At 59.7% G+C, this 13232-nt stretch carries 11 protein-coding genes; 10 read left to right on the forward strand and 1 reads right to left on the reverse strand.

All coding sequences use genetic code 11. The features are described 5' to 3' along the window. Window positions 1-6: 6 nt before the first annotated feature. The gene (locus Q675_RS28850) at window positions 7-1998 is read right to left on the reverse strand and encodes an EAL domain-containing protein (RefSeq protein ID WP_023011257.1); all 1992 of its coding nucleotides are present in this window, start codon (window positions 1996-1998) and stop codon (window positions 7-9) included. Between the two features lie 213 nt (window positions 1999-2211). Here Q675_RS28850 and Q675_RS28855 point away from each other — a divergent pair, with 213 nt between their 5' ends. The 10 genes from Q675_RS28855 (at window position 2212) to purD (ending at window position 13142) form a co-directional block, all read left to right on the forward strand. Beyond that, complete coding sequence (locus Q675_RS28855; protein WP_023011258.1) at window positions 2212-3831, forward strand: diguanylate cyclase; 1620 nt, start codon at window positions 2212-2214, stop codon at window positions 3829-3831. Between the two features lie 255 nt (window positions 3832-4086). Then, window positions 4087-4527 (forward strand): type II 3-dehydroquinate dehydratase, encoded by a 441-nt coding sequence (gene aroQ / locus Q675_RS28860; protein ID WP_011786855.1) that lies wholly within the window; start codon window positions 4087-4089, stop codon window positions 4525-4527. A 26-nt stretch (window positions 4528-4553) separates the two neighbouring features. After that, complete coding sequence (accB, locus tag Q675_RS28865) at window positions 4554-5024, forward strand: acetyl-CoA carboxylase biotin carboxyl carrier protein (protein WP_023011259.1); 471 nt, start codon at window positions 4554-4556, stop codon at window positions 5022-5024. Between the two features lie 18 nt (window positions 5025-5042). Next, window positions 5043-6389 (forward strand): acetyl-CoA carboxylase biotin carboxylase subunit, encoded by a 1347-nt coding sequence (gene accC, locus Q675_RS28870; protein ID WP_011786857.1) that lies wholly within the window; start codon window positions 5043-5045, stop codon window positions 6387-6389. Between the two features lie 2 nt (window positions 6390-6391). After that, the gene (prmA, locus tag Q675_RS28875; protein WP_023011260.1) at window positions 6392-7288 is read left to right on the forward strand and encodes a 50S ribosomal protein L11 methyltransferase; all 897 of its coding nucleotides are present in this window, start codon (window positions 6392-6394) and stop codon (window positions 7286-7288) included. A 73-nt stretch (window positions 7289-7361) separates the two neighbouring features. Continuing rightward, complete coding sequence (locus Q675_RS28880; RefSeq protein WP_023011261.1) at window positions 7362-8627, forward strand: DUF3426 domain-containing protein; 1266 nt, start codon at window positions 7362-7364, stop codon at window positions 8625-8627. A 208-nt stretch (window positions 8628-8835) separates the two neighbouring features. Then, a complete protein-coding gene (dusB, locus tag Q675_RS28885) occupies window positions 8836-9834 on the forward strand; it encodes a tRNA dihydrouridine synthase DusB (RefSeq protein ID WP_011786860.1) in 999 nt (332 codons plus the stop codon). Continuing rightward, window positions 9831-10148 carry a DNA-binding transcriptional regulator Fis gene (fis, locus tag Q675_RS28890; protein ID WP_011786861.1) on the forward strand — a complete coding sequence of 106 codons (318 nt, stop codon included), beginning with the start codon at window positions 9831-9833 and terminating at the stop codon, window positions 10146-10148. The genes dusB and fis overlap by 4 nt, the downstream gene beginning before the upstream one ends. 104 nt (window positions 10149-10252) lie before the next feature. Beyond that, entirely contained in the window at window positions 10253-11833 is a 1581-nt protein-coding gene (gene purH, locus Q675_RS28895; RefSeq protein WP_023011262.1) for a bifunctional phosphoribosylaminoimidazolecarboxamide formyltransferase/IMP cyclohydrolase, read from the forward strand. 22 nt (window positions 11834-11855) lie between these two features. Further along, complete coding sequence (purD, locus tag Q675_RS28900; RefSeq protein ID WP_023011263.1) at window positions 11856-13142, forward strand: phosphoribosylamine--glycine ligase; 1287 nt, start codon at window positions 11856-11858, stop codon at window positions 13140-13142. Window positions 13143-13232 lie beyond the last annotated feature (90 nt).

Genomic DNA, 13232 nt, shown 5'->3' on the forward strand with positions numbered 1-13232 from the left:
TGTTGATTACGTGTCTGCGGCAAATGGTCTGCCAAGATGGTAGCCCATGGCGCCGTCAATACCCAGTCTACAGAGTACCGAGTATTCCGCCGCGGTTTCTACTCCCGTAGCGTACACCTTCACCCCCCGACTATGGGCAATACCCACAACCGACTCCAGCCAGAACCGGTTTTCATCATGACGGTCCAGGTTGTGGATGAAGCTGTGATCAATCCGAACGGCCCTGAACGGCAGCCGCTTGAGATAACTGAATGGCACGCCGCCCACTCCGAACCGGTCAACCAGCACCGGTACACCAAGCCGCGACAACTCTCTTACCAGAGAGCTGACGGCTTTGCGGTGATGCTGAATGGTCACTTCGGCAATACCGACCCACAAGCGCCCGGCTGTGCGCCCCGCCCGGGTAACCATGTTCAGCAGATCGTCACGGAAGCTATCAGACGCGATCGAATTACTACCCAGTGATACCGCCAGCCGTCGTTCCGGGTGGCGTTCAAGACACTCCAGCGCCCGGGTAAGCAGCATACGGTCGATATCGCTCACCAGCCCCAATCGCTCGGCCATGGGCACAAACAAACCGGCTTTCAGCGGCCCTTCTGCAGACTCAATACGGGAGAACACCTGATAATGGACCAGTGTCTGCCCCTCACCATGCACCATGGGCTGGAGCCAGAGAGACAGCTTATCTTCCCGAATCGCCTGGGTAATGATCGTGCGCCAGGTCTCCATATTGTGATGGCTCTCAACACCGGAATCGGGTAGCAGCAGGCTGCAGGAGTCCCCCCTTTGCTGAGCTGCCCTGAGAGCTTCATCGGCGGCGGCCAACAAGACCCTGATGCCATCACCGGGTCTGGCCACAGCCAGGCCAGCATGAACATGAGCGTCCATCGGGGCGGAGAGGTCAGAGTAGATGCCATCCAGCTCCCGCACCAGCTGCTCGGCCCAGATTCGCACGTCCGCTGCCGAGGCACCGGGCACAAACACCGCAAATTCTGCACCGGTTCTGCGCCCGGCAAAGGATTCGGCATGTCGGGCGACAAACGCCCGGATGCCGCCGGCCACCTGGCGCAACAACCGGTCCCCCTCGTCCCGGCCATAGGCCAGGTTATAATCTGCAAAATAGGCCAGCTGCAGCATGACCAGAACGCCAGGCGCCGACTTCTCTTCCGATTCCACTTCCACCTTCATGCGTTGGTCAAACGCGCTGCGGCTCGCCAGCCCCGTCACCGGATCTTCATTGTTCACGCGCCGCAAGTGCTGGATAAGCTTGCCCTGCCCCTCGAACAACTGACCCAGGTCATCCGCCATCTGGTTCATAGCCTCTGTCACCCGGTTCAGCTCCCGGGTGGAGCGAATACTCACTCGCTTCCGGAAATCCCGCTGGCCAAGCGCCCGGGCCTGGGCCTCGACCTCTTTCAGGGGCCTCAAAGTCCTCCGGAGTAACAGAAACAGCCCCAGCAAGCCACCAGTGGCGATCACCAGGGCGGATAGCAGCAGCCCCAGGGAAATATGCCAGAGGTCGTCGTAGGCCCGCCCGGGATGACTCACCACCCGCACCTTGCCCAACCGGCTCCAGCCCCTGACCACCTCCGCCTCCGCCACCGGCAGGGGCAATGCCGCCAGGGAAACAAACCACTCTGGCGCGCGGTTAGCCTGCAGCGGCATGCGCCGACCGGCAATCATCTCGCCATCGTGCCCCAGATACTCAACAGCCAGGTAACGACCACTGTCGAATACCGCATCAATCAGTGACGCCGAGGCCACCGGATCAGAACCGTCAATGGCATTGGACAGCGAAAGCCCGGTTGCGGTGGCACCATCGCGGGCGTGAGCGGCCAGTTGATCGGCAACATAGTCCCGGAAATAGCCATAGCTGGTCACGAACGCAACCACCAGCGTGAGCGTCAGCAGAGTTCCGGCGAATAGCAACAGCAAGGTCTGCAAGGTAATTTCCCCTCGCTGCCTGCGGTTATAAGAGTTGTCGAGCATCCCTGCCATCACATCGGGGCTCCATCAGAGAAACGAGTATCAGGTTACCTGTGACCCGGGCCGCAGAGTTGACAAACATTTACATAGCGCAACCTACGCCCACAACATTAAACACTATAGACTCTACACAAGGACCATAAAGCCTCTGTATAACTCATAAATGGCAAAAATTCGCGCAGACGGATATCGCGATCAACAATTGGACAGACAGGCCGGAGCACCATGAACGACGAGAGCCAGAAAGAGAAACTCAGGCAGCATTTCGCCCGCCGTGTCACCACCCAGGCCCGGGTGGTGCTTGATACCTGGCAGAAAATCCGCGACGACCGCAGTCAGGCGCCAGCCCATCGGGACGATCTGATTGCCGCAGCCGACAAACTCGTTCGTTATGCCCGGCGTTTCGAGATGGACAGCCACGCGGCTGCCGGCGAGCTGATCCTGTCCCTGTTGACGGACTGGCATCAGGACACCCCCCTGGACGATGCCAAAGCCAAGGCACTGGAAGATGCCACCGAGAATCTGCGCCTATCCACCCAGCGTCGCACCGACCAGGACACCTCCAGCGCGCCCCAGCAGTATCGTCGAACACCAGTTTATATTGCCCTGTCGAACGAAGAGATGGCCTCACGACTGATCCGGCAACTGGAATTTTTCGGTTTTCGCGCTTCCGCCTTCAGCGCATCAGCAGACCTGATTGAGGCCTGTGCGCTCAGCAAACCGGAAACCATCCTGATGGACGTGAACTTCAGCGGCAAAGATAAAGATAATGCCGGCATAGCCACCGTTGAACAGCTGCAAGAACAACACGACACGCCGATTCCCATCATTTTCGTCAGCGACGAGGACGGCAGCATCGAAACCCGGCTGCGCGCCTCCCGCTGCGGCGGGGAGGAGTTCTTCTACCCGGCGGTGGACCCCGGCCAACTGATAGAAAAGATCGAAACCTATACCCACGGCAACACTGTCGAGCCCTACAAGGTGCTGGTCCTGGACGATTCCCGGGCCCAGGCCAAATACATGGAAACGGTATTGAAAAAGGCGGGAATGACCGCTCACATCATCACCGACCCGATGCAAATCATTCATGCCCTGGAGGAGTTCTCGCCGGAAATCATCATCCTGGACATGTACATGCCCGGCTGCACCGGCATGGAGATTGCCCGTGTCATCCGCCAGCAGGATCGTTTCCACAGTGTTCCCATCATTTACCTGTCGGCGGAAGAGGACGTCAGCAAACAGCTGCACGCCATGAGCCTGGGCGGTGACGACTTCCTGACCAAGCCCATCGATCCCAAGCACCTGATTGCGACCCTGCACAACCGGGGTCGGCGGGCCCGCTCACTGCTGGCACTGATGATCCGCGACAGCCTGACCGGCCTGTTTAATCACACCCACACCCTGCACCTGCTGGAGCAGGAAATCGTGCGTGCGCGCCAGAAAGATCAGCCCATGTGCTTTGCCATGATCGATATCGACTTCTTCAAGAAGGTAAACGACACCTTTGGCCACCCGATTGGCGACCGGATTCTGCGCAGCCTGTCCATGTTCCTGAAGCAACGTCTGCGCAAGACCGATCATATTGGCCGCTACGGTGGAGAAGAGTTCGCCATCATCCTGCCGAACACCCGCCCGGGCGATGCCCGCAATGTCCTCAACGAAATTCGTGAGCGCTTCTCCGAGCTGACCCAGCAGGCCGGCGACCGGGAATTCAATGTCACCTTCAGTTGCGGTATTGCCGACTGGCAGGGTGAAACCGCCCAGGCCCTGTGCGAGCGCGCAGACCGCGCCCTGTATACCTCCAAGGAGCACGGCCGCAACTGCGTGACCCTGGCCGAGACCTGATCTTCCGGGCCGGGCAATCGCCCGGCCCATGAAACCAATGTCGAATACCGACATTCACCGCCATGATCAACAATGATTGTCATCAACGAAATGTCATCGCGTGACAGCAGGTTGCTGTGTAACCTTTTCAGAGCAATGGACAACCGGCAGGATTGTCAAAAAGTGTTGATCTGGGGATAACAAGCACGCACCATTGGGGTAACGTGCCGTCATCTTCGGCGATCCTGTTCAAAAACCATCAAGGCAGACAGAACCATGTCGACCATTCTTGTGCTCCACGGCCCGAACCTGAATATGCTCGGAACCCGAGAGCCCGAGGTCTATGGCCACGAGACCCTGGCCGATATAGACGACCGCCTGCGCAGCAAGGCAGCTGAGAAAGGCCATCATCTGTTACACCTGCAGTCAAACGCGGAATATGAATTGATAGAAAGAGTGCATGAAGCCAGGGCTGAAGGGGTGGATTTCATCATCATCAATCCCGCCGCCTTCACCCACACCAGCGTGGCCCTTCGGGATGCCATGCTGGCGTCGGGCATTCCCTTTATTGAAGTGCATCTTTCAAACGTGCATGCGCGGGAACCTTTCCGCCATCACTCTTATTTTTCAGATATCGCCGAAGGCGTTATCTGCGGGCTGGGCAGCCAGGGCTACGATCTCGCCCTGAAAGCGGCCCTGCAAAGAATTCACCGATAGAACACAGAAACGGGACTGGAATAGTTATGGATATTCGCAAAATCAAGAAACTCATTGAGCTCCTTGAGGAATCAGACGTCGAAGAACTGGAGATCCAGGAAGGCGACGATTCGGTTCGCATTTCCCGCCGTCGCGAGCCCGCCGCCGGTGGACATTACGTCAGCCATTACGCGGCACCAGCCCCCCAGGCCGCTGCGCCGGCTCCGGCCCCCGCGGCCGATGCCGCCCCGTCTGCGGAATCCTCGGCTCCGGCTGCCCCCTCGGGGCACGCCGTGAAATCCCCGATGGTTGGCACCTTCTACCGTGCGCCGTCCCCCACCGCCAGCTCCTTTGTTGAAGTGGGCCAGAAAGTGAACGTGGGTGACGTGATCTGTATTGTTGAAGCCATGAAGATGATGAACCAGATCGAAGCCGACAAGGCCGGTACCGTTACCGAAATCCTGGTCGAAAATGGCCAGCCGGTTGAGTTTGACCAGCCCCTGGTCGTCATTTCCTGAATTCGGTGATTGCTAACCATGGCCATGTTAGAAAAAGTTCTGATCGCAAACCGCGGTGAAATCGCCCTGCGTATTCTCCGCGCGTGCAAGGAGCTGGGCATCAAGACCGTTGCGGTACATTCCCAGGTAGACCGCGACCTGATGCACGTTCGCCTTGCCGACGAATCTGTCTGCATTGGCCCAAACAGTGCCACAGACAGCTACCTCAATATCCCGACCATCATCAGCGCCGCTGAAGTGACCGATTCGGTGGGTATCCACCCGGGTTACGGTTTCCTGGCCGAGAATGCCGACTTCGCTGAGCAGGTCGAGAAAAGCGGTTTCCGCTTTATCGGCCCCCGGGCAGAGACCATTCGCCTGATGGGTAACAAGGTGTCCGCCATCGAAGCCATGAAAAAGGCCGGGGTACCCACCGTTCCCGGCTCAGACGGCCCGCTGACGGACGACGACGAACGCACCCTCAAGCTGGCGAAGCAGATTGGCTACCCGGTGATGATCAAGGCGGCCTCTGGTGGTGGTGGCCGAGGCATGCAGGTGGTGCACTCTGAAGCCGCCCTGCTGAAAGCAGTACAGATCACCCAGAGCGAAGCCAAGAATGCCTTCGGCGATCCCACCGTGTATCTGGAGAAGTTCCTGGAAACCCCACGCCACGTGGAAGTCCAGGTTCTGGCCGACATGCACGGCAACGTCATCCATCTGGGTGACCGGGACTGCTCCATGCAGCGCCGCAACCAGAAGGTCATTGAAGAAGCACCGGCACCGAACATCAACCAGGAATCCCGCGAGCGAACGCTTAAGGCGTGCGTGGATGCCTGCAAGGAAATCGGCTACGTCGGCGCCGGCACCTTCGAATTCCTGTATCAGGACGGCGAGTTCTACTTCATTGAAATGAACACCCGGGTGCAGGTTGAGCATCCAGTCTCTGAGATGGTCACTGGTGTGGACATTGTGCGCGAGCAGCTGCGTATTGCCAGCGGTCTGCCACTGCAATACAGCCAGGACCAGATCCACATTTCCGGCCATGCCATTGAATGCCGGATCAACGCCGAAGACCCGAAAACCTTCGTGCCCAGCCCTGGCAAGATCAGTCATTTCCACGCTCCGGGCGGCAACGGCATCCGCGTGGATTCCCACCTGTACAGCGGCTACACCGTACCGCCGTACTACGATTCCCTGGTGGCCAAACTGATTACCTGGGGCGACGACCGGGAGATCGCCCGCCGGCGCATGAAGAATGCGCTGGACGAAATGCTGGTCGAGGGCATCAAGACCAACCAACCCCTGCATCGAAAACTGGTGCGCGATGGTGGCTTTAAACAGGTAGACTTCACCATCCACTACCTTGAGAAACTGATGCGGGATTAACCATGCCCTGGATACAACTCCAGATTCCAGCTGATCCGGACACTGCGGATCAGCTGGAAGATCTGTTAATGGAAATGGGCGCCGATGCCGTTTCCATGGAAGACGCCGCCGACCAGCCGCTGTACGAGCCCGACCCGGGCACCACCCCCCTCTGGAGCCAGACCACCGTCACTGGCCTGTTCCAGTCTGATCGCAATATCGAACAGTTACTGGCGGAGATTCGCGACGCCTGGCACCAGCAGACCCAACAGTCTTTGGCCGACATTGACGTTACCCTGGTGGAAGACAAGGACTGGGAGCGGGCCTGGATGGACGACTTCCACCCGCTGCAGTTCGGTGAACGCCTGTGGATTGTGCCCAGCTGGCACGAGGCGCCAGACCCGGACGCCGCCAACCTGTTGCTCGACCCCGGCCTGGCTTTCGGCACCGGCACCCACCCGACCACCGCGCTGTGCCTGGAATGGCTTGACGGCCAGGATGTCGCGGGCAAGCAAGTGACCGACTACGGTTGTGGCTCCGGCATTCTGGGCCTGGCCGCCCTGTTACTGGGGGCAGAACATGTCGTTGGCGTCGATACCGATCCCCAAGCCCTGGAAGCCAGCCGTGACAACGCCCGCCGGAATGGCGTTGAAGATAACCGCCTGGATTTGTACCTGCCCGGCAACGATCCGGACACCCGAGCCGATATCATGTTGGCCAATATCCTTGCCCAGCCGCTGATCGGCCTGGCACCGAGACTGGCCGAACTGACCAAGCCCGGCGGGGATCTGGTACTGTCCGGCATCCTGTTCAATCAGGCCCGTGACGTGATGGAAGCCTATGAGCCCTGGTTCATCATGGACGAACCGGAACAGAAAGAAGACTGGATACGCCTCACAGGACGGCGCAAGGACGGATGACGACACAGGCGTTTATGTCTAAACTGCCTCCATCGTAGTGATCGACCAGAGATCGAGCTTTCAGGAACGAAGCATGACCCAGAGCAGCCTGCAGACCCAATGCCCCAACTGTGAGACCCGTTTTCGGGTAACAGACGAACAGCTGAGCGTCGCCAGGGGCAAGGTACGCTGCGGGAACTGCATGAAGATTTTCAATGCGGTCGAACACCAGGTGGTCTCTGGCAAAGATAATGCCGGGGCCCGCCCGTCGCCCTCATCATCTGGCTCTGAAACCGGAGCACCCAGGCCCGGCCGGTTCGACGATGAAGAGGAACTGATCTTTGCGGACAACCCCGAGGAAGATGCCACCGAAGGCCGCTATGCCGGCAGCAAACTGACGTTCTCAGATGATGAGCTCAGCGACAGCTTCCGCAATTTCGACGAGCCCGAGGAATCCAGCTTCAGCGACGACGACCTGACGCCGGAAAACCAGAATATCGACGAGAGCTGGGCCGAAGCCATGCTCAACGACGACGAGCCCGCGAAGCCATCGGCTCAGCCAGAATCAGCGAAGCCTCAGCGCCCTGCCCCGGCGCAGCCCGAACCGGAACAGGAATCGCCTCAGACGTCCCCTGCTGCCGAAACACGGCCGGAGCCGCTCCGCCGTGAGGACAGCGAGTCCGATGAAACAACCCTACCCGCCAAGGAGACCTCTTCAGCGGAGCCGTCCACGGAACCGGATATCACGGACCTCAGCCTGGCGGATGACGATCGCGTGGGCGACCCGATTGTCAGCCGTACCCGCAAGCAAGCGGCGCCAGACACCCTCTACCATGACCTGCGACGGGATCCTGTATCCGTCGGTAACGGCAGAGGCCGGCTCAGAACCGTATTCTGGGCACTGGCGGTGCTGTCCCTGTTGGGCGTACTGATTGCCCAGGTTACCTGGTACCAGTTTGACCGGCTTTCTGCCATCCCCCAGCTCCGACCGTTCTACGAGAAGGGCTGCGAGATTGCCGGATGCGAGCTCAAACCCCTGGTGAATGTCGAGGCTATCCAGAGCCGTAAACTGGTGGTGCGTACCGACCCGGAGAACCGGGATCAACTCATTGTCGATGCCGTGATTCTCAACCGCGCCGGCTTTGAGCAGCCGTTCCCGGCGATAGCTCTGACCTTCTCCAACCTCAATGGCGATGTGGTGGCCCAAAGCACCTTTTCGCCAGAAGAGTACCTGGCCGGTGAGGCCGCAGAACTTGCCAGCATGCCGGTAGAGACGCCGGTGCGGATCGCCATCCGGATACGCGACCCCGGACGGGATGCCGTCAACTACAACCTGAGCTTTCGTCCCTGGGCGCCTTGATGCGAATCAATAGCCTTCGGGCCGACAGTTGACAGCGCAAAAGTCAACCAGAAAGCGCGAAAAATAATCAATTTTTTAACGCTTTCGCCCCTTCAATCAGCTTGCCCCCGGCGGTATCATTACCGCCCTTCGGAGACCGGAGCGGTCAGAAATTAAACAACCGCTCCAGCCGAATTTTGCTTAACCCGCTGTGACACGGACTCAGATCATGCTGCCAACGGCAAAAATCGGGCCGTACACCCTGCCCAACCCGCTGATTGTTGCACCCATGGCCGGTGTAACCGATCGCCCTTTCCGGCTTTTATGCCGGCGAATGGGGGCCGGGCTGGCGGTATCGGAAATGGTCATAGCGGACAGCAAGCTCTGGCATACGCGTAAATCCCGGACTCGCCTGAATCACGAAGGCGAACCGGAACCCAGATCGGTCCAGATCGCCGGCGGCGACCCCGAGATGCTGGCCGATGCAGCCCGGCAAAACGCTGAATTCGGCGCTCAGATCATCGACATCAACATGGGGTGTCCGGCCAAGAAAGTCTGCAACAAGGCCGCCGGTTCGGCCCTGATGAAAGACGAGAAGCTGGTGCGGGAAATTCTGGAAGCCGTGGTGAAGGCGGTGGATGTGCCGGTGACCCTGAAAATGCGAACCGGCTGGGACAGAGACAACCGCAATGCTCCGGTCATCGCCAGGATGGCGGAAGATGCCGGCATTCAGGCTCTGGCCGTACACGGCCGTACCCGCGCAGACAAATACAACGGCGACGCGGAGTACGACACCATCGCAGAGGTCAAGGCCAGCGTTGGCATTCCGGTATTCGCCAACGGCGACATTACCACGCCGGAGAAGGCCCGGCAGGTACTCAGCCATACCGGTGCCGACGGCTTGCTGATTGGCCGGGGTGCCCAGGGCCGGCCCTGGATTTTCCGGGAGATTCTTCATTATCTGGAAACCGGAGAGCACCTGCCACAACCGCCCATGGATGAAGTGGAGCGGATTCTGGCCGGGCACCTGGAAGAACTGCACCGTTTCTACGGCGAATTGATGGGCGTGCGTATCGCCAGAAAACACGTGGGCTGGTATCTGCAGTCCCATGATGACAGCAAACAGTTCCGACAACGCTTCAACGCCATCGATGATGCGCTGGAGCAGAAAGACAGCATCGCACAGTATTTTGCAGGCTTACGAAATGGAGAGGTATTCGCAGCATGACCGCTGAGACTTTGGCAAATCAATCCCTAAGCACCCCGGCCAACGATGATCTGCATCAGTTGCACACGGTAAACCACAGCGGCAACAGCGTCACTCTGCGTGACAGCGTAGAAGTTGCCCTGAAGAACTACTTTGAGCAACTCGATGGCGCGCCGGTTACCGACGTGTACCAACTGGTACTGTCAGAAGTGGAAGCCCCGCTGCTGGAGCAGGTGATGAAATACACCCGCAACAACCAGACCAAGGCCTCCACCATGCTCGGGCTGAATCGCGGCACCCTGCGCAAGAAACTCAAGCAATACGGTCTGCTATAATCAGACCTGACCCCACAAGGGCCTCCCGGATGCGTTCGCGAGGCCCTTGTTATTTGCACCCAGGCTTACAATCCGGCTTATCTGACCAGCGAAGAAAGTGACCCATGGCAAACCAGGCAAACACCCCCGTCCGTCGCGCCCTGATCAGCGTGAGTGATAAAACCGGCATCGTCGATTTCGGCCGTGCCCTCACCGAACGCGGCGTCGAGCTGCTCTCCACCGGCGGAACCTTCCGCCTGCTCAAGGAAAACAACGTACCGGTCACCGAAGTGTCCGATTACACCGGTTTCCCGGAAATGATGGATGGCCGGGTCAAAACCCTGCACCCGAAAATCCACGGCGGCATTCTGGGCCGGCGTGGCACCGACGATGCCGTCATGGCTAAGCACGGAATCAATCCCATCGACATGGTGGTGGTGAACCTGTACCCGTTCGAGGACACCGTGGCCAACCCGGACTGCGACCTGGCCACCGCCATTGAAAACATCGACATCGGCGGCCCCACCATGGTTCGTTCCGCCGCCAAGAACCACAACGATGTTGCTATTGTCGTGAACGCCTCCGACTACAACCGCGTTCTGAAAGAACTGGCGGACAACGACGGCGAGCTGACCTACAGCACCCGCTTCGACCTGGCCGTGAAGGCCTTCGAGCACACCGCCGGCTACGACGGTGCCATTGCCAACTATCTGGGCGGGCGTACCCCGGATAACGACAACGCCGACTTCCCCCGCACCTTCAACGCCCAGTTCGTGAAGGTTCAGGATATGCGCTATGGCGAAAACCCGCATCAGCGCGCTGCCTTCTACGCCGAGCGCTACCCGAAGGAAGCCTGTATCGCCACCGCCAAACAGCTTCAGGGCAAGGAACTGAGCTACAACAACGTCGCCGACACCGATGCGGCGCTGGAATGTGTGAAACCCTTCGCAGACCCGGCCTGTGTCATCGTCAAGCACGCCAACCCCTGTGGCGTGGCCATCGGTACCGACATACTGCAGGCCTATGACCTGGCCTTTGCCACCGACCCGACGTCGGCCTTTGGCGGCATCATCGCCTTCAACCGGGAACTGGATGCGGCGACCGCCAAGGCCATTGTGGATCGCCAGTTCGTGGAAGTGATTATCGCCCCGAGCGTTGCGCCGGAAGCAGTCGAGATTGTTGCCGCCAAGAAGAACGTACGCCTGCTGGCCTGCGGCGAATTCGACGGTGAACGCGCCCAGACCATGGACTACAAGCGCGTCACCGGCGGCCTGCTGGTGCAGGATCGCGACCTGGGCATGGTGGCCATGGAAGACGTGAAAGTGGTCACCGAACGCCAGCCCACCGAGCAGGAACTAAACGACCTGCTGTTCGCCTGGGAAGTGGCCAAGTACGTTAAATCCAACGCTATCGTCTATGCCAAAGCCGGCCGCACCATCGGCGTCGGCGCCGGCCAGATGAGCCGCGTCTACAGCGCCAAGATTGCAGGCATCAAAGCCGCCGACGAAAACCTGGAAGTGAAGGGTTCCGTCATGGCCTCGGATGCGTTCTTCCCGTTCCGTGACGGCATCGACGCCGCGGCCGAAGCCGGCATTACCGCCGTGATTCAGCCCGGCGGCTCCATGCGCGACCAGGAAGTGATCGATGCCGCCAACGAGCATGGCATCGCCATGGTCTTCACCGGCATGCGCCATTTCCGTCACTGATCAAAGAACTCAGGAGTAACACATGAACATTCTGGTTATTGGCAGTGGCGGACGTGAGCACGCCCTGGCGTGGAAAGCCGCCCAGTCACCGCAAGCGGATAAAGTGTTTGTCGCCCCGGGTAACGCCGGCACCGCCCGGGAACCGAATCTGGAAAACGTCAACCTGGACGTGATGGACCTGGACGGCCTGGCCAACTTCGCCGAGCAGAACAACGTCGGCCTGACCATCGTTGGCCCGGAAGCCCCGCTGGTGGCCGGCGTGGTGGACAAATTTGAAGCCCGCGGCCTGCGCATCTTCGGTCCCAGCGCTGGCGCCGCCCAGCTGGAAGGCTCCAAGGCCTTCACCAAGGACTTCCTGGCCCGCCAGAAGATTCCCACCGCCGACTACGCCAATTTCACCGATGTCGACGAGGCCCTCGCCTACGTGCGTGAAAAAGGCGCACCCATCGTGGTCAAAGCCGACGGCCTGGCCGCCGGTAAAGGTGTAATCGTCGCCATGACGCTGGCAGAAGCCGAAGATGCCATCCGCGACATGCTCGCAGGCAACGCCTTTGGCGATGCCGGCAGCCGCGTGGTGGTGGAAGAGTTTCTGGACGGCGAAGAAGCCTCCTTCATCGTGATGGTCGACGGCAAGAACGTACTGGCCATGGCCACGTCCCAGGACCACAAGCGCGTAGGCGACGGCGACACCGGCCCCAACACCGGTGGCATGGGAGCTTATTCTCCCGCCCCGGTGGTCACTGCCGATGTGCACCAGCGGATCATGGACGAGGTGATCTACCCCACGGTCAAAGGCATGGCGGCGGAAGGCCACCCGTACAAGGGTTTCCTGTACGCCGGCCTGATGATCGATACCAGCGGTGCACCCAAGGTCATTGAGTTCAACTGCCGCTTTGGCGATCCGGAAACCCAGCCGATCATGCTGCGCATGAAGTCCGACCTGGTGGAACTGTGCCAGGCCGCCGTGGATGGCAAGCTGGACGCGTGCGATTCCGAGTGGGATGAACGCGCCTCTGTCGGCATCGTACTCGCTGCCGGTGGCTATCCCGGCAGCTACGACAAGGGCGATGCCATCTCCGGCCTGCCGGACGGTGAAACAGAAGGTGAGAAGGTCTTCCACGCCGGCACCAAACTCAACGGCGACGATGTCGTCACTGCCGGGGGCCGCGTGCTCTGCGCTACCGCTCTGGGCAACACCGTCACCGAAGCCCAGCAACGGGCCTATGAGCTGGCAAAGAAAATCAGCTGGAACGGCATGTTCTACCGCAACGACATTGCCTACCGGGCCATTGCCCGGGAGCAGAGCTGAGGCTCCGGCTCGCCGAGTAACAGCGTCAGCCCGGTCATTGACCGGGCTTTTTTATGGGTTAGTGTTGGCATTCAATAATAGCCATAACGA

The organism is Marinobacter sp. EN3 (assembly GCF_000475315.1).
In the GTDB taxonomy this organism is placed as follows: Bacteria; Pseudomonadota; Gammaproteobacteria; order Pseudomonadales; family Oleiphilaceae; genus Marinobacter; species Marinobacter nauticus.

Bases quoted from the DNA above. Each gene is read 5' to 3' on its own strand.
- Q675_RS28850 (WP_023011257.1), bottom strand. From the start codon at position 1,998: ATGGCAGGGATGCTCGACAACTCTTATAACCGCAGGCAGCGAGGGGAA.
- Q675_RS28855 (WP_023011258.1), top strand. From the start codon at position 2,212: ATGAACGACGAGAGCCAGAAAGAGAAACTCAGGCAGCATTTCGCCCGC.
- aroQ (WP_011786855.1), top strand. From the start codon at position 4,087: ATGTCGACCATTCTTGTGCTCCACGGCCCGAACCTGAATATGCTCGGA.
- accB (WP_023011259.1), top strand. From the start codon at position 4,554: ATGGATATTCGCAAAATCAAGAAACTCATTGAGCTCCTTGAGGAATCA.
- accC (WP_011786857.1), top strand. From the start codon at position 5,043: ATGGCCATGTTAGAAAAAGTTCTGATCGCAAACCGCGGTGAAATCGCC.
- prmA (WP_023011260.1), top strand. From the start codon at position 6,392: ATGCCCTGGATACAACTCCAGATTCCAGCTGATCCGGACACTGCGGAT.
- Q675_RS28880 (WP_023011261.1), top strand. From the start codon at position 7,362: ATGACCCAGAGCAGCCTGCAGACCCAATGCCCCAACTGTGAGACCCGT.
- dusB (WP_011786860.1), top strand. From the start codon at position 8,836: ATGCTGCCAACGGCAAAAATCGGGCCGTACACCCTGCCCAACCCGCTG.
- fis (WP_011786861.1), top strand. From the start codon at position 9,831: ATGACCGCTGAGACTTTGGCAAATCAATCCCTAAGCACCCCGGCCAAC.
- purH (WP_023011262.1), top strand. From the start codon at position 10,253: ATGGCAAACCAGGCAAACACCCCCGTCCGTCGCGCCCTGATCAGCGTG.
- purD (WP_023011263.1), top strand. From the start codon at position 11,856: ATGAACATTCTGGTTATTGGCAGTGGCGGACGTGAGCACGCCCTGGCG.